At 56.5% G+C, this 19,620-nt stretch carries 19 protein-coding genes and 1 riboswitch; of the genes, 8 read left to right on the forward strand and 11 right to left on the reverse strand.

Going from position 1 to position 19,620, the window contains the following annotated elements; translation table 11 throughout:
- Nucleotides 1–25 precede the first annotated feature (25 nt).
- Genes F3J37_RS19550 through F3J37_RS19565 form a run of 4 tightly spaced genes read right to left on the reverse strand, consistent with a single transcriptional unit; the run spans nucleotide 26 to nucleotide 4,355 of the window.
- Entirely contained in the window at nucleotides 26–853 is an 828-nt protein-coding gene (locus F3J37_RS19550) for an ABC transporter ATP-binding protein (protein WP_034819944.1), read from the reverse strand.
- Complete coding sequence (locus F3J37_RS19555; protein WP_034819942.1) at nucleotides 854–1,753, reverse strand: ABC transporter permease; 900 nt, start codon at nucleotides 1,751–1,753, stop codon at nucleotides 854–856. It lies immediately after the preceding gene.
- Nucleotides 1,750–2,760 (reverse strand): ABC transporter permease, encoded by a 1,011-nt coding sequence (locus F3J37_RS19560; protein ID WP_166935152.1) that lies wholly within the window; start codon nucleotides 2,758–2,760, stop codon nucleotides 1,750–1,752. Before F3J37_RS19560 ends, F3J37_RS19555 begins: the two co-directional genes overlap by 4 nt.
- Entirely contained in the window at nucleotides 2,760–4,355 is a 1,596-nt protein-coding gene (locus F3J37_RS19565) for an ABC transporter substrate-binding protein (protein ID WP_166935153.1), read from the reverse strand. Before F3J37_RS19565 ends, F3J37_RS19560 begins: the two co-directional genes overlap by 1 nt.
- 199 nt (nucleotides 4,356–4,554) lie before the next feature.
- Between F3J37_RS19565 and F3J37_RS19570 the strand changes: the two genes are divergently transcribed.
- Nucleotides 4,555–5,604 (forward strand): dipeptidase, encoded by a 1,050-nt coding sequence (locus F3J37_RS19570; RefSeq protein WP_166935155.1) that lies wholly within the window; start codon nucleotides 4,555–4,557, stop codon nucleotides 5,602–5,604.
- Between the two features lie 2 nt (nucleotides 5,605–5,606).
- On the forward strand, nucleotides 5,607–6,515 hold the full coding sequence (locus tag F3J37_RS19575) for a LysR family transcriptional regulator (protein ID WP_166935157.1): 909 nt from the start codon (nucleotides 5,607–5,609) through the stop codon (nucleotides 6,513–6,515).
- Between the two features lie 155 nt (nucleotides 6,516–6,670).
- Here F3J37_RS19575 and F3J37_RS19580 read toward each other — a convergent pair whose 3' ends face one another.
- Both F3J37_RS19580 and F3J37_RS19585 read right to left on the reverse strand, forming a co-directional pair.
- Complete coding sequence (locus F3J37_RS19580) at nucleotides 6,671–8,023, reverse strand: MFS transporter (RefSeq protein WP_166935159.1); 1,353 nt, start codon at nucleotides 8,021–8,023, stop codon at nucleotides 6,671–6,673.
- 172 nt (nucleotides 8,024–8,195) lie between these two features.
- The gene (locus tag F3J37_RS19585) at nucleotides 8,196–9,098 is read right to left on the reverse strand and encodes a GntR family transcriptional regulator (protein ID WP_166935161.1); all 903 of its coding nucleotides are present in this window, start codon (nucleotides 9,096–9,098) and stop codon (nucleotides 8,196–8,198) included.
- 135 nt (nucleotides 9,099–9,233) lie between these two features.
- On the opposite strand from F3J37_RS19585, the gene F3J37_RS19590 reads away from it, so the two are divergent.
- Nucleotides 9,234–10,262 carry a zinc-binding alcohol dehydrogenase family protein gene (locus F3J37_RS19590; protein WP_166935163.1) on the forward strand — a complete coding sequence of 343 codons (1,029 nt, stop codon included), beginning with the start codon at nucleotides 9,234–9,236 and terminating at the stop codon, nucleotides 10,260–10,262.
- Nucleotides 10,263–10,721: 459 nt separating this feature from the next.
- Here the strand turns inward: F3J37_RS19590 and F3J37_RS19595 are convergent, their stop codons facing one another.
- Nucleotides 10,722–11,639 (reverse strand): nucleoside hydrolase, encoded by a 918-nt coding sequence (locus tag F3J37_RS19595; RefSeq protein ID WP_166935165.1) that lies wholly within the window; start codon nucleotides 11,637–11,639, stop codon nucleotides 10,722–10,724.
- Nucleotides 11,640–11,746: 107 nt separating this feature from the next.
- Nucleotides 11,747–11,822: riboswitch (Fluoride riboswitch) on the forward strand.
- A gap of 90 nt (nucleotides 11,823–11,912) precedes the next feature.
- On the opposite strand from F3J37_RS19595, the gene crcB reads away from it, so the two are divergent.
- Nucleotides 11,913–12,290 (forward strand): fluoride efflux transporter CrcB, encoded by a 378-nt coding sequence (gene crcB, locus F3J37_RS19600; RefSeq protein ID WP_034819910.1) that lies wholly within the window; start codon nucleotides 11,913–11,915, stop codon nucleotides 12,288–12,290.
- A 118-nt stretch (nucleotides 12,291–12,408) separates the two neighbouring features.
- Nucleotides 12,409–13,206, forward strand: a complete 798-nt coding sequence (locus F3J37_RS19605) for a sugar phosphate isomerase/epimerase family protein (RefSeq protein ID WP_166935167.1) — start codon at nucleotides 12,409–12,411, stop codon at nucleotides 13,204–13,206.
- Here the strand turns inward: F3J37_RS19605 and F3J37_RS19610 are convergent.
- The 3 genes from F3J37_RS19610 to F3J37_RS19620 form a co-directional block, all read right to left on the reverse strand.
- Complete coding sequence (locus tag F3J37_RS19610) at nucleotides 13,203–13,808, reverse strand: alpha/beta hydrolase (RefSeq protein ID WP_166935169.1); 606 nt, start codon at nucleotides 13,806–13,808, stop codon at nucleotides 13,203–13,205. The two genes, F3J37_RS19605 and F3J37_RS19610, sit on opposite strands and share 4 nt — an antisense overlap.
- A gap of 11 nt (nucleotides 13,809–13,819) precedes the next feature.
- On the reverse strand, nucleotides 13,820–14,761 hold the full coding sequence (locus F3J37_RS19615) for a glutathione S-transferase family protein (RefSeq protein WP_166935171.1): 942 nt from the start codon (nucleotides 14,759–14,761) through the stop codon (nucleotides 13,820–13,822).
- Between the two features lie 99 nt (nucleotides 14,762–14,860).
- Entirely contained in the window at nucleotides 14,861–15,760 is a 900-nt protein-coding gene (locus F3J37_RS19620; RefSeq protein ID WP_166935173.1) for a LysR family transcriptional regulator, read from the reverse strand.
- Between the two features lie 192 nt (nucleotides 15,761–15,952).
- Between F3J37_RS19620 and F3J37_RS19625 the strand changes: the two genes are divergently transcribed.
- From F3J37_RS19625 to F3J37_RS19635, 3 genes are all read left to right on the forward strand, one after another.
- Complete coding sequence (locus F3J37_RS19625) at nucleotides 15,953–16,189, forward strand: ParD-like family protein (RefSeq protein ID WP_034819879.1); 237 nt, start codon at nucleotides 15,953–15,955, stop codon at nucleotides 16,187–16,189.
- Complete coding sequence (locus F3J37_RS19630; RefSeq protein WP_058960669.1) at nucleotides 16,158–16,487, forward strand: type II toxin-antitoxin system RelE/ParE family toxin; 330 nt, start codon at nucleotides 16,158–16,160, stop codon at nucleotides 16,485–16,487. The genes F3J37_RS19625 and F3J37_RS19630 overlap by 32 nt, the downstream gene beginning before the upstream one ends.
- Before the next feature lie 164 nt (nucleotides 16,488–16,651).
- Nucleotides 16,652–17,776 carry a GNAT family N-acetyltransferase gene (locus F3J37_RS19635; protein WP_058960668.1) on the forward strand — a complete coding sequence of 375 codons (1,125 nt, stop codon included), beginning with the start codon at nucleotides 16,652–16,654 and terminating at the stop codon, nucleotides 17,774–17,776.
- On the opposite strand, the gene F3J37_RS19640 is transcribed toward F3J37_RS19635, so the two are convergent.
- Nucleotides 17,773–19,605 (reverse strand): ABC transporter ATP-binding protein, encoded by a 1,833-nt coding sequence (locus tag F3J37_RS19640; protein WP_058960667.1) that lies wholly within the window; start codon nucleotides 19,603–19,605, stop codon nucleotides 17,773–17,775. The two genes, F3J37_RS19635 and F3J37_RS19640, sit on opposite strands and share 4 nt — an antisense overlap.
- Nucleotides 19,606–19,620 lie beyond the last annotated feature (15 nt).

The raw sequence follows: 19,620 nt of genomic DNA on the forward strand, positions 1-19,620 counted from the left end.
GACAACCGCGTTGAGGGGCATTGCGCTATTCCCGCCACGCCGCATCGCGCTGTAATACCGGTAAACGCTCGCGCGGATGTTTTAACGAAGGCAAACAGGCCAGTAAGCCGCGCGTATACGGATGCTGAGCCTGCTGTAACTGCCCGGCGTCCAGCAATTCGACAATGCGCCCGGCGTACATCACCGCCACGCGATCGCAAAAGTGCGACACCAAAGGCAGATCGTGGCTGATCAGGATCAACCCCATCCCGCGCGCGGAAACCAGATCGTCAATCAGCTTGAGGATCTCTGCCTGTACCGTGGCATCCAGCGCGCTGGTGGGCTCATCGGCGATCAGCAGTTCCGGATCCGGTGCCAGCATCATGGCAATCATCACGCGCTGGCCCATCCCGCCGGAAACTTCATGCGGATAGCGTTTAGCCACGGCGGCAGCATCACGAATTTTCACCTGCTCCAGCAGATCAATCGCCGCCAGCATTGCCGCTTTACGGCTGCCGCCTTTGTGCTCGCGCCAGGCTTCGGCGATCTGCTGGCCAATGGTCATCACTGGATTGAGTGAATATTTTGGGTCCTGCAGGATGAAGCCCACGCGTTTGCCGCGAATCTGACGCAGCACTTTTTCACTGGCGCCGCGCAGATCGATACCGTCAAAACGCAATACGTCGGCGGTCACCTCCGCATTGCCCGGCAGTAATTGCATCAAACAGCGTGCGGTCAGCGACTTGCCCGATCCGCTTTCGCCAACAATGGCGAACTTCTCGCGGCCAACGCTAAAACTGACGCCGCGCACCGCTTCAAAGGTTTCTGTGCGACTGCGAAAGGCAATACGCAGGTTTTCAATTTCCACCAGCATTTAGCGCTCCTTAGGATCCAGCACGTCGCGCAGACCGTCGCCGAGAAAGTTAAACGCCAGTGAGGTCAGGAAAATGGCGATACACGGCATCAGCGGCACCCACCATTCGCTGAACAGGAAGCGGCGCGCGGTGGCAATCATGGTGCCCCATTCGGGCGAGGGCGGCTGCGCGCCCATCCCCAGGAAGCCAAGGCTGGCGGCGGTGATGATGATGGAACTCATATCCAGCGTGACGCGCACAATCAGGCTCGGCACGCACAGTGGCATGATGTGGCGCAGGATAATACGTAATGGCGATGCGCCAGTAAGTCGGCTGGCGGCGATAAAATCGCTGTGGCGGAACTGCATGGTTTCGGCACGCGCCAGACGCGCGTACGGCGGCCAGGCGGTTAAGGCAATCGCCAGAATCGCGCTCTCCACGCCGGGTTTCAGCGCGGCCACAAACGCCAGCGCCAGAATCAAACGCGGGAAGGCGAGGAAGATGTCGGTGATACGCATCAGCGTCTTATCCACAATCCCACCGGCATAGCCCGCGATACAGCCAATCAGCAGGCCGAGCGGGGCGGTGAGCAGTACCACGGCGATCACCATGCCAAGCGTGGTGCGTCCGCCATAGATAATGCGCGTCCAGACATCGCGGCCGAGTTCATCAGTGCCGAGCCAGTGTGCGACAGAAGGAGCCGCCAGACGGTTTTCCAGATGCTGTGTGCCAGGGTCAAACGGCGTCAGCCACGGGGCAAACAGCGCCAGCAACAGCATGACGGCGATGACCGCTAATCCTGCCATTGCCAGCGGGTTGCTGCGCAGGCTGAGCCACAAACGATAGCGTCGGCCCCACACCGCCTGACGGCGATTGGCTGGCGTATCGTCCAGCAGCCAGTCACGAGAGAAGAAGATCATTTTACGCGTGGGTCCCAAAGTCGATAAAGAAGGTCAGCCAGCAGATTGAGCAGCACGTATACGGTGCCGACCAGCAGCGTGGCACCCACTACCGGGTTCATGTCGGCGTTCATCAGCGAGGTGGTGAGATACTGGCCGAGGCCGGGCCATGAGAAGACGTTTTCGGTGACCACCGCGCCCTCCAGCAATCCGGCGTAGGTCAGCGCCAGCACCGTCACCAGCTGCACTGCCACGGTCGGAAAGGCATGCCGCCAGATCACCCGGCGCGATGACAGCCCTTTCGCACGCGCAGTGATCACAAATTCACCGCTCAAGGCATTGAGCATAAAGGTGCGCGTCATACGTGTGATGTAGGCCATGCTGAAGTAGGCAAGGATCAAGACCGGCTGCGCCATGTGTGCCAGCGCATCCCAGAAGGCATCCGTTTCACCGGCGAGCAATGAGTCGATGGTAAGAAAGCCGGTGATCTGCGGCACCATATCCTGCCAGATGATGTCCTGCCGCCCTGGGCCGGGCGCAATGCCGAGCACGGCGTAGAACACCAGCAGGCTCAGCAGCGCCAGCACAAACACCGGTAGTGAGTGCCCAGCGAGGCACACCACGCGAATGGTCTGATCGACCCAAGTGCTTTGGCGCACGGCGGCCCAGACACCCAGCGGAATACCGACCAGCGCGGCGATAATAATCGCGGCAGTCGCCAGTTCCATGGTCGCCGGGAAGAAGCGCGCAATATCGGTGGTCACCGGATTTGAGGTGAGAATCGATTTACCCAAATCGCCATGGAGTAATTGGTTGAGATAGTGGCCGAACTGAATGTAGAGGGGCTGATCCAGCCCCATTTCCAGGCGCACGCGATCCACCACGGACTGCGGTGCGTTATCGCCCACCGCCGCCAGCACCGGATCGGTAGGCATCACCCGGCCGATAAAGAAGGTCAGTACAGAAAGACCAAACAGCGTCAGCACCAGGCTACCCAGGGTGCTGACGATTTTCTTCAGTAAAGGCATCAGGCTTTTTTCACCTGATCGTATGGCCACTGCTCCAGTACCGTCATGTGCACATCTGAGATGTTTTTGCCGCAGGCGACATTCTTGGTTTTCTGCATCATGTAGATGAACGGACTTTTCTCGCGGCCCAGCTGCTGAATCTGCTGATAGAGTGCAATACGTTTCGCCGGATCCGGCTCGTGCAGTGCCTGTTCAGTCAGTTTGTTGAACTCTTCATCTGACCAGCTGCAGCGCCATGCCAGCGTGCGGCTGCGGGCATTTTCGCTGTTGTCGGTATTCACGCAGAAGGCTTCGGTGTTGGAGTTCGGATCGAAATAGTCCGCGCCCCACACGGTCAGTGCCAACTGATGCTGACGCGCACGCATCTTGGTCAACACCTGGCGGTTTTCGGCGGCAATCAATGACACTTTGATGCCAATCGCGCCCAACTGGGTCTGGATCGCCTGAGCGATATCGGGATACGGCTGCATTGAGTAGTGATCGAGGGTGATCTCAAATCCATCGGGATAACCCGCTTCCGCCAGCAGCGACTTAGCTTTCGCCACATCTTTGTGGAACGGCGTGTCGTCAAGCGCTGCCGGGAAGCCGCTCGGCAGGAAGCTTTGATGGGTAATAAAGCTCATCGACAGGATGTTTTTCTGGATGCTGTCGTAATCCAGCGCCCACTTCAGAGCTTGCCACACCTGCGGCTTTTTCAGGTATTCATTGTTGGTGTTGCACGACATCAGCATGATGGCTGACAGCGACTGATTCATCAGCGACACGTTGCTGTCGTTCTTCACCTGCAACAACTGCTCGGTAGTGAGATCGTAGGCCGCATCCACGTCGCCTTTCTTCACCATCAGCGCCTGAGCGGCCGGGTCGGTGATGTGCTTCAGGATCACGCGCTTAATTTTGCTCTTGTCGGCATACAGCGGGCTCAGTTCCAGGATCACCGTTTCACTGGCTTTCCAGGTACGCAGGGTGAAGGCACCCGAACCGGCGCTGTGCTGTTTCAGCCACGCATTACCGAAGTCGTTGTTCTGTTGGTTGGCTTCACAGGCCTTCTTCGACACGATGCTGCCAACGGTGGCGGAGAGGCAATACAGCAGGAAGGTTTCAGCCGCTGGTGCACCGAGTTTCATCTCCACGGTATGCGCATCTTTCGCCGTGACCATCTGCGTCACATTGTCTTTAGTGAAGCCGAACTGGTTGATGATAAAGGCCGGGCTTTTATCCAGCTTGACGATACGTTCAATCGAATAGGCGACATCTTCTGCGGTGAGCGCTGTGCCATCGGCGAATTTGGCTGCCGGATCGAGATGGAAGGTGTAGGTGCTGTTATCGCTGCTCACATCCCAGCTCTTCGCCAGCTGGCCAATCACTTTATCGGCTTTCTGCGGGTCCGGCGTGACCAGGCGCTGATACATGTTGCCGCAAATCTGGCCGCCGGTGGCTTCAAAGCTTTCATGGGGGTCAAGGCTGGTAATGTTGTCCAGCTGCATCGCCATCACGAACATACTCGGTGGCGTATCAGCGAAGGCGGTGTTGAGACTCAGATAGGAAAAAGCAGGGACGGCGGCGCATCCTGCGAGAAAACGTCTTCTGGTTACCATGACAACTCCAAGTTATTGATTATTAAAATTAAATTTAGTTATTTTGCTGTTTTTTGTCTTGACTTTCCCGCTGTGCGAGAGGATTAATAATGGGATTAAGTCATTTGTTTCATGCGTGAAGCCTTGCCTCTTTTTGGTGCAATTTGCCCCGCCAGCAGGCAGAACTTGCGCTTTCTCCCGAATATGGAACCGACACAACATGTCTGAAATCATCAACATTCCGGTCTTTGACGGTCATAACGATGTGCTCAATAAACTCTGGCAACACCATCAACCCAACGCGGTGCAGGCCTTCCTGCAGGGCACTGGACGCGGTCAGATGGACCTGCCGCGTATCCGTCAAGGAAATATGGTAGGTGGGATATTTGCCACCTGGGTGCCGTCTCACCCTCTGATTGCAAGAAGTGCGCCAGACCTCTCAGATTTTCCTCAGGAAATTATTGGCGCTGCGCGTGATGCCACTTTTTCGATGCTGGCGTTGCTGCTGCGCATCGAACAGGCCTCAGAGGGCCAAGTGAAAATTTGCCGCAGCGTGCGCGATATTCGCGACTGCATGGCCAGGGGCATGCTGGCGGTGGTGATGCACGTGGAAGGGGCGGAAGCGCTGGATACCAACGGCGAGCTACTGGATATCCTGTATGCCAGCGGTCTTCGTACGCTGGGGCCACTGTGGAGCCGCCCGAATCAATTTGGTGAGGGTGTACCGTTCCTGTATCCGTCATCGCCGGATGTCGGCAACGGCTTAACCGCAGCGGGTAAACAGCTGGTGCGTGACTGTAATCAGCGCCGCATCATGGTTGACCTGTCGCACATGGATGAGAAGGGCTTCTGGCATACGGCCGAGATCAGCGATGCACCGCTGGTGGCCAGCCACTCCAATGCTCATGTGATTAGCGCCCAGTCGCGCAATCTCACCGATCGCCAACTGGCGGCCATCAAGGAAACCCACGGCTTTGTCGGCGTGAATTTCGCCGTGCCGTTCCTGCGTGAAGATGGCGATCGTCATGCGTCTACCACTGTGGATGCCATCGTGCAGCACGTGGAATACCTGCTGGAAAAAGTAGGGGAAGATGGCGTGGGCTTTGGCTCGGATCTGGATGGTGCCACCATGCCAGGCGACATGAAAGATGTGGCCGGTTTCCCACTGGTGGTGAACGCGCTGGCGGCACGTGGTTATTCGCGCGAACTGTTGGAAAAAATTTGCCACGGCAATTGGCTGCGCGTGCTTGAAGCGACCTGGGGCGAGTAATTATGCGATTGCGACACATTGAGGTTTTTCAGGCGATAGTGCAGACCGGCAGCATCAGTGCGGCGGCGCGATTGCTCAATGTGTCGCAGCCAAATGTCAGCCGCGTCTTAACGCACGCCGAGCAGCAGTTGGGATTTGCCCTGTTTGAACGGCGTGCGCAGGGGATGGTGGTCACGGCCGAAGGTCGGCGTTTACTGCCCGAAGTGGAAGATCTCTACCGGCGTTTACACTCCATCACCCAACTTACCGAGCAGTTGCGGCGCGGCGAGGGGCAAACGGTGCGTGTGGGAGCTGCACACGCTTTTGGTCAGATGGTATTAGCGCCCGCACTGGTCAACTGGCGACAGCAGGCTGCGTCGGTGAGTGTGGAGTTAGTGACCGAACACTTCAGCACGCTGTGTCAGATGATCATGGATAACCAGCTCGATTTCGCGCTGGTGTTTGGTCAGCAGGTCGATGCCGATCTGCTGGCGGAACCGCTGTTTCAATCGTCGATGGTGGCGCTACTGCCGCAGCATCACACTCATAACGAACCCGCCACGCTGGAGTGGTTGTGTGCCAACAACCTGTTGATGATGCAGAACCAAGACCCACTTGGGCGCGTGCTGCACCGTGCGTTGCGTGACAAAGGGCTGGACCCGGCGGTGTCGTTGTCGATCAAAACCTATTCGGTGATTGCTGATATGGTGCTGGCAGGCGGCGGTGTGGGCGTGGTGGATCTGTTTACCGCCTGCCGCTATGCCGACCAGCTAAAACTGCTGCCGGTGGCACAACCGCTGCCGTTTGAAGTGATGCTGATCAGCCGCCGCGATCAGCCACTATCGCAATCCACCTTGCAGTTGAAACAGGTGATTCGCAATAAGCTGTGGGAAATCGCGCGGCAGTGTGAAACGCGGTTTTTTACCCTGTAAATGACGGCGAGCTGGCTACGAACCGGCTGCGAACTGATTGCGCAATAAATTGCGCCGCTACAAAAAACATGAGCTCTGCCGTAGCGGCGCGATTCATCGCGCTACAAAGATATGCACCCTGCCGTAGCGATGCGATTTATCGCGCTATTGACGACTTACACTCCATCCGTAATCGGTTTACGCACCAGCAGTAGATAAGCCAGCGCACCCACCACGGTGACGCCTGCACAAATCATCAGCGCCAGGCTAAACGACTTGGTGGTATCCAGCACCCAACCGGTGATCACCGGCGCAAACGAGGCAAACACAAAGCTGGCGAAGTTCTGGATGCTGCCCACCGATGCCGTCATACGTGCGGTAACGTTAGCGTGAATCAAGCCCCAGCAAGATGTCCCGGCAAAGTGAATGCAGAACAGCGCCATGCCAATCAGCGTCACTGCACTGGTGGTGTCTGTTGCACGGGTGACGAAAGTGGTGAAGGCTGCAGACAGCAGCATGCCGCTGACAATCGATACCTTACGCACTTTCACTGCATCCATTCCACGACGCACCAAGGCATCTACCACATAGCCGTTCAGCAACATGCCCGCTGCGCCAAACAGGAATGGAATCGCCGCCAGCAACCCGGTGCTTTTCAGATCCAGATGATAGGTCGATTGCAGATAACCCGGCAGCCAGGCAATGTAGAGCCACGCGGTGTAGTTGATGCCGCTGAAGCCAATCATCATGCCCCACATGGTGCGCTGCTTGAACAAACCGCGCCACTCGGCAAAGCTCAGCGGCTCTTTGCGTGATGCCACGCTGCCCGCTTGCAGATAGTGAATCTCTTCACCGCTCAGCTGGCTGTTGTCGCGGTTGCGGTACATCACATACCAGCCAATGGCGAGGAACATACCCAGCACGCCGATGGTGACGAACATGCCGCGCCAGCCCATTACCAGCATCATCGCTGCCAGAATCGGTGGCGCAATCGACAGGCCAATCATCGACGCGGCGTTAAACATCCCCATCGGCATGCCGCGATCTTTGATGTTGAACCAGTCGTTAATTACTTTAACGCCGCACGGGTTCATCGGCGCTTCACCAATCCCCAACCCGATACGCACCAGCACAAACTGCGTGAAGTTATGCACCAGACCGGCAGCGGCCTGGAACAGTGACCAGACAAACATGCCAAGCGCCAGCATGATGCGCGGTCCTTTGCGATCCAGCAGTGCACCACATGGCAGCTGCGCTAAGCCGTAAGCCAGCGAGAACGCAGACAGCAACACGCCGATCTCGGTGGCCGATAAGCCCAGCTCGCCGCGAATGGTCATGTTGGCCACCGACAGTGAACTGCGATCGAGATAGTTGATAATGGCCGCAAACAGCAGCAGCAACATGGCGGTAACCTGAATCTTCTTAATGCGCGGTGAGCGCACCACATCGCCGCGTGCCGGGACAAAGTCTTGTCCATCGACGGCGGATGTTGGCGCGGCGTCACGGCCACGTGCAGATGTATTTTCCATTGCAACCTCCCAGGTATGGGGTCTTATCGTTATCGAGGGTTGGGGTCCTGCGGCAGCGAAACGGTGCTGCCACAACAGATTGCTTTGGAGACTAGAAGTAAACCGGTTGGGATGTTGCGAGGATGTTTCAGATTCGTGCGGGCGCTTAAGAATTGTGGTTTTTAATCGGTTTTTAATTGTACTGGCGAATGCAGCGGATCATCGATGACATCGCCGTGCCAAGATGGTTATGCAACGCGCACAAAGCTTCGACGTCCCGGCGGCTGATTAGCGCAGTCAGAATCGCCATATGTTCCTCCAGTGCCACGATGTTACGCTGTTTTAAATCTGTTTCATCCCATTGATAATGCGAATGAAAAATCATGGAGATGATCTCCAGTGACTGATTGAAGAACGGATTATTAGCCGCTGACAGAATCAGCGTATGCATCTCTTTATCCAGCGCGGCAAAGTGGCGATAGTTACTGGCGATGGTGTCGCGCATGGCACGGTGGCGATCCAGCAGGTCGCGCGCCTGAATCCAGCGCTCATCACTGGAGGGGAGGTTGAGAAAGCGGGTAAGTGCATGTGTTTCCAGCATTTCACGCAGTTCGAACAGATTTTCAGCGTAGGGCTGATCAAACTTTTTCATGCGCCAGTGACCCCGCTTTACCGGTTCCAGCAGGTCGTAACGCATAAACCGCAGCAGGAACTCGCGCACCACAACCGGACTGGCCTTGACCTGTTGTGCCAGCTGCAACTCACTAAAACTGTCGCCGGGCATCAGCTGTCGCTGGTTAATCAGATTAAAAAACGCCTGTTCAAACAGACGCGCTTGTTGATCGATCGGCGGCGTTAACGCGCTAAAACCATCCTCTTCGCTGGGATCGCGCACGATAACGTAAGTTTCTTCAACTTTATCCAGTACGCCGCGCTCATGCAGATGCTGCAGGGTATGGCGCACGGTGGTGCGGCTGATATTGAACATTTCCGCCAGCGCGGCTTGCGGTGGCAGCGGAGAGCGGATGTGGCGTTTAGCGATGCCTTCCAGCATTTGATTGATCACGTTCTGGCGTAAATTCAGGCTTCGGCTCATGCGCTTCTCCGGTTTTTTATTTATTAAAAACCACACAAAGCCCAAAAAAAGGGCGCTGCCTCACACTTCAGCATGTGCAAACGGCGCGGGTGGCTGATTTTCGCCAAAACTGCGACATCAGCACAGGAGAAGCCCATGACAACAATGAAAACCCTGGTGGTTGCCGAGCCGCGCAATATGGTGTGGCAGCAGCGTGAGAAACCGACTCCGGCCGAACAGGAGGTTGTGATTAAACCGATTGCCGCCGGGATTTGCGGCACCGATATTCATGCCTGGGCGGGCAATCAGCCGTTCTTTAGCTATCCACGCGTTCTGGGCCATGAGCTGTGTGGCGAAGTGGTGGAGCTGGGCTGTCGGGTAACGGATTTCAAAGTAGGGCAGCGCGTGGCGCTGATTCCCTATGTTTCCTGCCAGCAGTGCGATGCCTGTCTGAGTGGTAAAACTAACTGCTGCGAGAATATTTCGGTAATTGGCGTACATCAGGATGGTGGCTTCTGCGAGTTCCTCAGCGTACCCGCCAGCAACCTGTTAGCTGTTGATGATGTGGCGCCGGAAGCGGCGGCACTGATCGAGCCTTTTGCGATCAGTGCGCATGCGGTACGTCGTGCGGCGGTGGCAGCGGATGAGCAGGTGCTGGTGGTCGGTGCCGGACCGATTGGTTTAGGTGTAGCCGCGATTGCGGCGGCCGCAGGCGCGCAGGTGGTGGTGGCCGATACCAGTGAACCGCGACGTGCGCATGTCGCAGAAAAGCTGGGGCTCGCGACTCTCAACCCGATGGCAGAAGATTTCGACACCACGCTACGTGCAGAGTTTGGTGGACGTCTGGCGGCGAAGGTGATTGACGCGACCGGCAACCCGGCGGCGATGAACGGTGCGGTGAAGCTGATTCGTCATGGCGGCACCATCGTGTTTGTCGGCCTGCACAAAGGGGATTTGGTGATCCCGGATATCGAGTTCCATAAACGCGAAACCACCTTGATGGGCAGTCGCAATGCCACACACGAAGATTTCGCAAAAGTCGGCGAGTTGATGGCTTCGGGTCAGCTTCGTGCCGATATCATGCTGAATCGTCATTATGACTTTTCTACTTTGGCGGAGACCTTTGAGTCAGAGGTGATCAACAATCGTGAGCTGATTAAAGGTGTGATTCATTTTTCGAGGTAGTCGGTGCGTATCACTGCGCGCGAATGCGGGCCTGAGCGCCTCTGCTGCTGCCGGGCCGTACTCGCGTATCACTGCGCGCGCATGCGGGCCTGAGCACCTCTGCTGCTGCCGGACCGTCCTCGTGCCGCTGACGCGGTGCCTTCGGCTTCCACGTCGTGCCTATGGACCGTTCGGGTAAGGCCGTCCTGGCCAACCCGAACTGCCAGTCGCATCCCTGCGCCTGGCTCCTGGCCCAACGTAAAAGCCTCAGCGCTGCGGATAGCCCTTGCAGCAGCAGAGGCGCTCTGGCCTCAGCCATCGTGCCGTTTTTAACAGTATGCACTGAAGCTGAAGAGCGTGCTGGGGCTGTTCAGGGGAAGAGGCGCGCTCTGGCCTCAACCATAGTGTCCTTTTAAAAGACTGCGTTATCACCCGGCGCTTAACTGGCAAGCATTACGCCCTTGATAGCGACCACCGATCTCATGCCCGCAGTGCGGCAAAAAAGTGTTCCCTGACCGCTTCGGCATCCACGCCGAGGCACAAGCGCTGTGTGCGTAATCCGGCAAACGGGTCTTCACGTGAGGCGAGGGCGCTGAGACGTCTCACTGTCTGACCACGGCTGATGCCTTCCGTTATCACGCGTACAGGCGCTTCGGTGACTTCAAACGCCTGTGGTAACGCGAGCCAGGAGAGCGTGAGCGTGTCATGCAGCGCCATGCCATCAAACCCTTCCTTTTGCAGACTGTACGCCAGATACGGACGGCATATCGCGCTGAGTACAGGCTGATTTAACTGCCGCACTTCATCGCCCGTAATCAGCACCTTGTGCGTCACATCCAGCGGTAATACCACCACCGGCAGCGCCGAGGCCAGCACTTGATCGGCGGCATGCGGATCTTTCCAGATATTGAATTCGGCAAACGGCGAGACGTTGCCGGAATGGCCGTCGGTGCCAAATGCGCCGCCCATTATTACCAGCTCTTTCACCAATGGAATGATATCCGGCGCCTGGTTGATGGCGCTGGCGATATTGGTCAGCGGGCCAATCGCTACAATCGTGATGGTATGCGGCTGTGCGCGCACGCTATCAATAATGAACTGCACTGCGCTGGGGGCTGCTTCGCTGTGTGAGTTCTCGAACGCATCCCCTAATCCATCCAGGCCGTGCAGCGTAGCGGGCGCAGAAGGGGCTAATGCTAACGGACGGGAGCAACCGCGATATACCGGTACCTCAATCCCCATCTTCTCGCAGAACAGCCGGGCATTTTTCACCGCCTGCCCGACCGCCACATTGCCAAACACCGTGGTAATCCCCAGCAACCGCTGCGTCCGCGCCGCATACGTCAGCGCAAAGGCATCATCCACGCCAATATCAGTATCAAAAATCAGGGTACGCATCGGGATCTCCTCTCTTATGTTGTTCTCCACGTTAAAACATAATCGTGTGCAAAGGTAAGCCAATCGTTGACCGATATTGTCACCCCCGCTACGCCAGCGTATTATCATGCCGCTAAGGTGATGGCGTGCCACCTTCCCCAACCGCCGTTCTGGAAACAGACGGCTGATGACGCCTGACAACACTCGTATCCCTGCGCGGGAGACGGCGGTGTGTCAGGTGTTTTCTGTCCTGCCGCGGCCCTGCGCGTAACTCATTTCAGGAGCTCCAAAAGTATGTTGAAGTCGTTACTGGCTGTGATGCTCGGTGGTGCCGTGGGCTGTTCACTGCGCTGGCTTATTTCTCTGCGGTTCAACGCGCTATTTCCCAATCTGCCACCGGGCACTTTAATGGTGAATCTGGTCGGTGGTTTTATCATCGGTGCAGCGTTGGCGTTTTTTGTCCGCAATCCGCATATTGACCCTTTCTGGAAACTGCTGATTGTCACTGGCTTATGCGGCGGTTTAACCACCTTCTCTACCTTTTCAGCGGAAATTGTCGGCTTGCTGCAAACCGGTAAATACCTCTGGGCGATGTCGAGCGTGATGGTGCATGTGATTGGTTCACTGCTGATGACCTTCGCCGGCTTTGCAGTGGTGAATCTGCTGGGATAAAAGCCCTGCGCATCACGGGCTTGAAATAACTCCTAAGAGGTAGATACTGGTCGGTGTTCTGTTTGCGTGACAAGCAGAACCTGTCACCGATTTATCCGGACGATTAGGGAGCCCGTTGATGCGAAGTAACCCCAAATTCCTTAACCTGGTGTTGTTAAACGGTGAACCTGAACAGAAACTGCGCGCGGCCCGTGCCGCCGGTTTCGATCAGGTCGAAATCTGGCGGGATGATGTTGAGGCTGCCACAGCGCAGCTGGCTCAACAGTTAAATCTTGGCTTTACCAATTTGCAGGTGCTGCGTGATTTTACCGGTGCGCCGGATCGTGAACGTCTGCAAAAGCGTGAAGAGCTGCGGCAGTTTATCCAGATTGCGCAGTCTATCGGTTGCAACACCATTCAGGCACCAGCCACCACGCGTGAAGATTGCGTGGCGGAGCGCATCGATGAAGATCTGCGTTGGATGGCCTCGGAAGCCGCGCGCTATAACATGCGCATCATGTACGAACCCATGGCGTGGTGCAGCGTTGATAATACGCTGCCGCTGGCGTGGGAACGATTGCAGCGTCTGGACCAGCCGAATATCGGACTGGTGGTCGATCTGTTCCACATCTGTGCCTTGGGTGGGGACGCCTCACAGCTCGATGGCATTCCTGCCGATCGTATCTATGAAGTGCAACTGTGCGATATGGCGGAGATGCCGCCGCAAGAGAAGGGCGCGCTAAGTGATTATGCGCGCCATCAGCGGTTGTTGCCCGGCGACGGCATTATCGAAGTGGAACGCTTTGTCGATAAGCTGAAAAGCGCCAGCTATCGTGGCCCGGTCGGCATTGAAGTGTTTAACGATGGATTAAAAGCGCAGCCACCCGAAGTGGCTGCGCAACAAGCCTGGAAAGCGTTAAATCGCTACTGGCCTTAATCCTGCAAGCACTGGGCGATAAAGGCGGCCGCTTGCATCGCACCCTGTGAAGAAATGGTATGACCGGTGGCGGCTTCAAAGCGCGCTTCCACCGTCACGCCTGCCGCTTGCAGGCGCTGTGCTGCTGACTCACTCTCGCTATACGGAATCACACCATCCGCTTTACCGTGAATCAGCAAAGCAGGCGTGTGCGAAGCCGGGGTTAATGCACCGTCAAACGACAATCGTCCGGAAAACGCCACCACGCCCGCCAGCGGATGACGGCCCTGTGCCAGTGCATCCAGCGCCATGATCGAGCCCTGAGAAAAGCCTACCAGAATCACTTTATCCCACGCATCCGCCAAGCCGTGTTGCGCCATCAACTGTTGCAGTGTCTCATCAAACGCTGCGCGGGCTTCACGCACCCGCGCCGGACGATTTTCTGGGGTAATGCCCGTCAGGCTAAACCACTGATAGCCCATTGCATGTTCAAACGGATAGGGCGCATTCGGCGAGGCAAAAGCCACATCCGGCAGCAGGCTGGCCCAATGCTGGCCGAGTCCTGCCAGATCGTCGCCATTACTGCCCACACCATGTAAAAAAATCACCAACGCTTTTGCCATCATCCTGCTCCTTAAAGTCCGTAATCCGCCATATCCGGGCCTACTGGCACAATCCCGTTCGGGTTCAGCGCCTTAATCGAATAGTAGCCCTGCTTGATATGGTCGATGTTCACTGTCTGACGCACACCCGAAACCGCCAGCATACTCTTCAGATAGCGATCGAGCAGCGGATAGTCGCGCAGGCGGCGCAGGTTACATTTGAACAGACCATGATAAGCAACGTCAAAACGCACCAGCGTCACGAACAACCGAATATCGGCCTCGGTCAGGCGCTCGCCCAGCAGGAAAGTACGGCCATCTTTCAGACGCAGTTCCAGTTCGTCCAGTTGGCTGAACACATCGTTAAAGGCCTGCTGATAGCTCACCTGCGTGGTGGCAAAGCCGGTACGATACACGCCGTTGTTGAGACGTGGATAGATCGATGCGTTGATCGCGTCGATCTCAGCGCGCAGATCTTCTGGATACAGATCGAGGCTGTTGTTTGCCAGATCGCCAAACCCGCTGTTCAGCATACGCAGGATGTCAGCAGATTCGTTGTTCACTATGGTCTGTGTCTTTTTATCCCACAGTACCGGCACCGTGGCGCGGCCGGTAAAGTCAGCATCGGCGCGGGTATATAACTCATGGATGTATTCGGCTTTGTTGAGCCAGTCCCGATCAGCACCCGGATAGTCACCGAAGTGCCAGCCCTGCGCACCCAGCTGCGGCTCGACCACCGAGACGCTGATGACGTTTTCCAGCCCTTTCAGGCTGCGCGCCACCAGCGTGCGTGAAGCCCATGGGCAGATCAGTGCCACATACAGATGATAGCGGTCCGGCTCGGCGGCAAATTCGCTGGAGCCGTCTGCGGTGATCCAGTGGCGAAAACTGGACGTCTGGCGGACAAATCCGCCCTGTTTATCGGTGGCTTGAACCGGGTGCCACTCTGCGCTCCACTTACCGTTAACCAACATATGCTCGACTCCTCTCTGGTGATGGAGTGAGCATACCGCGTTGCTGGTTGGGTGATAATCCGGGCAAAATGGCTTTCATTGCTTCCAGATTGGAAGGAATCAGCCGGGAGGATGTTGCTGGAAATGATCGGCTAGGAAATCAATCAGTAAGCGGGTTTTCTGCGCCAGATGGCGGGCGGGTGGATAGAGTGCAAACAGGCCCATCGGCGGCGTGGCGAAGTTATCCAGTAGCGAGACGATCTCGCCGCGTTGTAGCGCTGGTGCGGCAATAAAACCCGGTAAACGTGCGATACCCAATCCGGCGATTGCTGCTTGTAAACAGGCTTCGGTATTGGAGAAACACAGGCGGCCGCGAATCGGCATGGAAACGCTGTCGCCACAGGGCGTCACAAACGGCCAGTGCCAGGGATCGCGGAAATTGGTGTCGCTGATACACTGATGTGCAGCCAGATCGCGCCAGTGCTGCGGCGTGCCTTGTTGCAGCAGATAGCCCGGCGAAGCCGCTACGCGAATCGGCACATCGCCCAAACGACGTGCAATCAGGCTACTGTCATCTAATTTGCCAATGCGAATCGCCATATCGAAGCCTTCATCGACAATGTTCACTGCACGATCGGAGAAGTTAACGTCCAGTTCAATCACCGGATAGTGACGCGCAAATGCGACCAATACGCTGGCGAGCACCGCCGTACCAAAGGTACCAGGTGCACTGATTTTTAAGCGGCCCGTTGGCGTGGTGGCATTTTCGCGTACCGTGGCATCCAGCGTGTCGAAAGCATCCAGCAGGGTTTTCACCCGCTCATAATAGGCGCGACCCACTTCAGTGGCTGAGAGTGCACGCGTGCTGCGCTTGAACAACTGCACGCCGAGTTCCTGCTCCAGCCGGGAAACCAGCTTGGAGGCCTGCCCGCTGCTGGTGCCCAGTCGCTCGGCCGCCCCGGCAAAGCTGCCTACTTCCAGCACCGCGACAAACATGCGGTCACAATCGAGACGATCCATGGCGGTTCCTGAACAGCGAAAAAGGTGAGTATACACATTCGTTGTCGAGGCACGGTAAATCGTGCTGCTATCACTGATTGCCAAATGCGACAATATGTCGCACAATCACCTCTGTTGTACGTCTGGCAATGACGTATCAATGGAACCACTCTCACAACAACGTATCGGGTGACGACAATAAGAGGTTTAAATATGGCAACCAGCGTCCGCTTAGACGATGATTTTGTTGAAGATGTGAAAACACATGCAGAAGCCATGAGCCGCAGCGTGCCTAAGCAGATTGAGCATTGGGCGAAGATTGGTCGCATCGCAGAGGATAACCCCGATCTGACGTTCTCCTTCATCAACGAAATCTTACTGGCTAAAGCAGAAATGGATAACGGCAAGGTCAAAAAATATGTGCGCAGAAAAGACCGGACAGGAAGTTGAGATTTATCAGACCCGCCGTTTTGAGAAGGCTTTTAACCGCCTGACGGAACAGGATCAGGAGGGTGTTGATCAAGAGATTGACCGCATTATTGCTAACCCAGAGATCGGTGAACGCAAAAAGGGCGACCTGAGCTATCTCTGGGTGCACAAGTTTTACCTGAGCAAGCAGCAATATCTGTTGGGTTACAGCTGGGTCGATCAGAGACTGGAAATCTATCTTCTGAGCCTCGGTACACACGAAAATTATTATGACGACCAGAAGCAACATCGTAAAAACGACCTGAAACTCATCGGCTAACAGAGTCGCTTCCTTAAGCGGTGGAAGCGTCCTTTCCAATCCAAACCCCTCCGGCGTGATTCATGCCAATAGATGGTCGATGCACATTCAGTGCGCCCCCTCTTTTCCCCTGCGACAAAACCTGTTGAACTAGCTGTTCGCCTTAAGCTGGCCGGGAGCCATGCATGTCTTTGCTTCACCTGTCGTCGCTGGCGGAGATTTCCGCCCTCGAATGGGATGCGCTGTTACCTGACGATCAACCGTTTTTACGCCATGCCTTTCTGCTCACGCTGGAAGAGAGCGGCAGCGTGCGGCCGGAAAACGGCTGGCAGCCGGATCACCTGTTGTGGCGTGAAAAGGGCGTGCTGAGCGCCGCGCTGCCGGGCTATCGCAAACGCAATTCGCAAGGTGAATACGTCTTTGATCACGCGTGGGCTGATGCCTGTCACCGCGCCGGCATTCCATACTATCCAAAGTGGCTGGGGGCGATTCCGTTCAGCCCGGTTACGGGTGCGCGTTTATTGGGCGAGCAAGCCGCCATCAGCCAGCTGCTCGCAGCGTTGCCCGATGAACTGCTGCAAAACGGCCTGAGCGGCGCACATATCAATTTCACCACGCCGTTTGCCAACGATGTGATGGAGCAGCAGCCCGACTGGCTGGCGCGTCTCGGCATCCAGTATCACTGGCACAACAAAGGCTACCGCGATTTTCAGGATTTCCTCGACACGCTGATGTCACGCAAACGCAAACAGCTGCGTAAAGAGCGCGAACAGGTGGCGAGCAGTGGCTTTGAGTTCAATTGGTATCGTGGTGACGAACTCAGCGAAGATCAGTGGGATTTCGTCTACACCTGCTACGCCAACACCTATGCGGTGCGCGGGCAGCGTCCTTATCTCACGCGGCAGTTCTTCAGCCTGCTGGCCGAACGCATGCCGCGATCGATTCGCGTGGTGATCGCCACGCTGCAGGGGCATCCGGCGGCCATGGCTTTCTATCTGGTGGATGGCAACTCGCTGTACGGGCGTTACTGGGGCTGCCTGGCGGAGTTCGATCGCCTGCACTTTGAAACCTGCTTCTATCAGGGCATGGATTTTGCGATTGCCGAGGGATTACAGCGTTTTGATGCGGGAGCGCAAGGCGAGCACAAACTGGTGCGCGGCTTCGAACCGCAGATCACCCACTCATGGCACTACCTGTGTCATCCGGGATTGCGCGAAGCCGTAGAAGAGTATTTAGTGCAGGAGCGGGCAGGGATCCGCGCCTATGCCATTGAAGCGCGCGAAGCCCTGCCATATCGACGCGGCGATTAATCTTCGCCGACAAAGCCACCGGTCTGATGCTGCCACAGGCGCGCGTAAAGCCCGTTGTGCGCCAGCAGTTCGCGGTGGTTGCCCATCTCAACAATCTCACCTTTATCCAGCACCACCAGTCGGTCCATTTTGGCGATAGTGGAAAGGCGGTGCGCGATGGCAATCACCGTTTTGCCCTGCATCAGCGTTTCCAGGCTCTCCTGAATCGCCGCTTCGACTTCGGAATCGAGGGCGGAAGTGGCCTCATCCATGATCAGAATCGGCGCATCTTTCAGTAGCACACGGGCAATGGCGATACGCTGGCGCTGGCCGCCGGAGAGTTTCACCCCGCGCTCACCCACATGTGCATCCAGCCCGGTGCGGCCCTGTGGATCGGACAGCAGCGGAATGAACTCATCGGCGCGGGCGCGGATAATCGCCGCCTGCAGCTCGTCTTCGGTGGCGTTTGGGCGCCCATACAGCAGGTTTTCTCGAATCGAACGGTGCAGCAGCGACGTGTCTTGAGTGATCATGCCGATCTGGCCGCGCAGGCTCTCCTGCGTGACTTCGGCGATGTTGTGATCGTCAATCAGGATGCGCCCGCCGTTGATGTCATACAGCCGCAGCAGCAGATTCACCAGCGTTGATTTACCCGCGCCGGATGGCCCAATCAGGCCGATTTTTTCGCCCGGTTTGATATTCAGGTTGAGGCGATTGATCACCTGGCGGCTGCCGCCGTAATCAAAGCGCACATCTTCAAAGCGGATCTGACCCTGCGTTACCTGCAGGTTTTTCGCCTGCGGCTCATCCTGTACGCTGAGCGGCTGCGCGATGGTGTTTAATCCATCCTGCACCATGCCGATATTTTCAAAGATGCCGTTCACCACCCACATGATCCAGCCGGACATGTTCACCAGGCGGATCACCAGACCGGTGGCCAACGCAATCGCACCGACGCTAATCAGCGACTGGCTCCACAGCCACAATGCCAGGCCAGAAGTGCTGACAATCAGCAGACCATTCAGCGTCGACAGCGTGATATCCATGGTGGTGACCATGCGGCTGGCGTGCTGGGTTTTGTCGGTCTGCTCCTGAATCGCTTCGCGCGCGTAGCGTTTTTCCAGATCGTTGTGCGCGAACAGTTTGATGGTGGCGATGTTGGTATAGCCATCGACGATAGTGCCCATCAGTTTGGAACGCGCTTCGGAAGAGACCACCGAACGTTGCTTCACGCGCGGCACAAAGAAGCTCAGAGAGACGCTATACGCCACAATCCAGATAATCAGTGGAATCATCAGGCGCCAGTCGGCCTCGGCAAACAGCACCAGCGAAGTCACCGCGTAAATCACCACATGCCAGATGGCATCCACCAGCTGCACCGCGGAATCGCGCAGGGAGTTGCCGGTCTGCATGATGCGCTGGGCGATGCGTCCGGCGAAATCGTTCTGGAAGAAGTTCAGGCTCTGGCGCAGTACGTAGTTGTGATGCTGCCAGCGGATCATGCTGGTCATGCTCGGGTTGATACTCTGATGCACCAGCATATCGTGCAGCGCGATAATCACCGGCCGCAGAATCAGCGCGACAAACCCCATCCATAGCAGCACCTGCCAGTTGTCGGTGAACAGCGTGGCGGGCGTCGAGTGATTGACCAGATCGATGATGCGGCTGAGATAGCTAAACAGCGCCACTTCAATCAGCGCCTGCGCTAATCCCACAATCAGCAGCGCAACAAAGCTCGGCCATACCTGACGCAGATAATAGAGGTAAAACGGCCAGACGCTGGAAGGGGGAGAATCGGTTGGTGCATCCTGGAAAATATTGATAAAACGTTCAAAACGACGATACAACATAAAGTCACTCTTCCG

The sequence above is a fragment of the Candidatus Pantoea communis genome (genome assembly GCF_011752685.1).
GTDB classification, from domain to species: domain Bacteria; phylum Pseudomonadota; class Gammaproteobacteria; order Enterobacterales; family Enterobacteriaceae; genus Pantoea; species Pantoea communis.